Genomic DNA, 1,727 nt, shown 5'->3' with positions numbered 1-1,727 from the left:
CCCGCTGGTGGCGGGCCAGCCGCGCCGACGACGACGCGCCGGTGGTGGAGCGGGGCGTGCTCTCCGTCACCGAGCTGCCGCAGGCGGTCGCCGACAGCCTCCGGGGAGTCCAGCCGCACACCGTCGACTGGCTCGTCGAACAGGCCGTCGAGGCGGGCTGGTTGCCCGGGTCGGCCGCCGCCGACGTCTGCGCCCGCCTGGTGCAGCTTCCCGGCCGGGACGCGCCCGCCGGAGTGCTGCTGGTGGCCCGCGCGGCCACCGACTGGTACGCCGAGGAGGACGTCGACCTGATCGGGGCGTTCGCCGCCCGCGCCGGTGCGGCCCTGACCACCGCGCTGCTCTATCGCGAACAGGCGGAGGTCGCCGACACCCTGCAGTCCAGCCTGCTGCCGGTGGAGCCGGTGGAGGCACCGGGCGTGCAGTGGGGCACGGCGTACCGCCCCGCCCAGGCGGGGCTGCGCATCGGCGGCGACTTCTACGGCTCCCACCGGCTGCCCGACGGCGGCTCGGTGTTCTTCCTCGGCGACGTCTCCGGCAAGGGTGTGGAGGCGGCCGTCTTCACCGGCCAGCTACGGCAGTGCCTGCACGCGCTGCACCGGGTCGAGCAGCAGCCGGCCCGCCTGTTGCAGCTGCTCAACGACGCGCTGCTGGAGACCACCCTGGCGCACGGACAGGGCCGGTTCGCCACGCTGGTGCTGGGCGTGGTCCGGCCGCACCGCGACGGCGGCCTGTCGCTGACGCTGGCCGGTGGCGGGCACCTGCCGCCGCTGGTGCTGCGGGCCTCCGGCGAGGTGGAGCAGTTGCCGCTGCGCGGAATGCTCATCGGCGTGGTGCCGGACCCGCGGGTCGGTCAGGTCACCGTCCGGCTCGCCCCCGGTGAGACGTGTCTGCTCTACAGCGACGGGGTGACCGAGGCACGCGGCGGACGGCGCGGCGACGAGCAGCTCGGCACCGACCGGCTGGTGCAGGCGGTGACCGACTGCCAGCGGATGCCCGCGCCCGCCCTGGCCGAGCGGATCGAGCAGGTCACCTGCGACTGGCTGGCCCACCGCGACCACGACGACATCGCGGTGCTCGCGCTGCGCGCCACCGGCGCCGGCCCGCGCTCGCACCGGCACCTGCACGCGGTGCCCACCCCACCTGGGGACGGGGCAGGGACGACCGGGTCGTGACCACCGCGACCAGAGGTGTCCTCTCCGCCGCCGCGTACGAGGACTACCTGCACTGTCTCGCCGAGGCCGACGAGCCGGCCGCCATCGAGGTGGCCCGGGGCCTGCTCGACGGTGGGGTGCCGGCCGAACGGCTGCTGCTCGAACTGGTCGCCCCGGCCCAGGCCGAGGTGGGGGAGCGGTGGGCCCGCAACGAGTGGAGCGTGGCCCAGGAACATGCCGCCACCCACATCAGCGAGCGGGTGGTGGGGGCGATCGCGGCGTATCGCGAGGTGCGGCCGACCCGGGGTCGGATCGTGGTGGCCTGCATGGACGGCGAGTGGCACGCGCTGCCGGCGCGACTGGTCGCCGAGATGCTGCGGCTGCGTGGCTGGCAGGTGACCTTCCTCGGGGCCAGCGTGCCCGCCGCGCACCTGGTGTCGTACCTGCACCGCCACGACGCGGACGCGGTCGCGCTGGCGTGCGCGCTGCCGATGCGGCTGCCGCACGCCCACCGCATGGTGGAGGCATGCCAGCGCGCGGACGTGCCGGTGGTGGTCCTGTCTCTTAGACACCTCT

The 1,727-nt window shown here is 75.3% G+C and carries 2 protein-coding genes; both read left to right on the top strand.

The genetic code is table 11. The annotated features are described in order from the left end of the window. Nucleotides 1–1,172: PP2C family protein-serine/threonine phosphatase (locus EYA84_RS31520; protein ID WP_131057817.1), on the top strand; the 1,172-nt coding region annotated here is incomplete at its 5' end. Continuing rightward, the coding region (locus EYA84_RS31515; RefSeq protein WP_201272547.1) for a B12-binding domain-containing protein at nucleotides 1,169–1,727 on the top strand (559 nt) is incomplete at its 3' end. The genes EYA84_RS31520 and EYA84_RS31515, both read left to right, overlap by 4 nt.

The sequence above is a fragment of the Verrucosispora sp. SN26_14.1 genome, assembly GCF_004307965.1.
Lineage (GTDB): Bacteria > Actinomycetota > Actinomycetes > Mycobacteriales > Micromonosporaceae > Micromonospora.
This window is presented reverse-complemented; position numbering and strand designations above follow the sequence as displayed.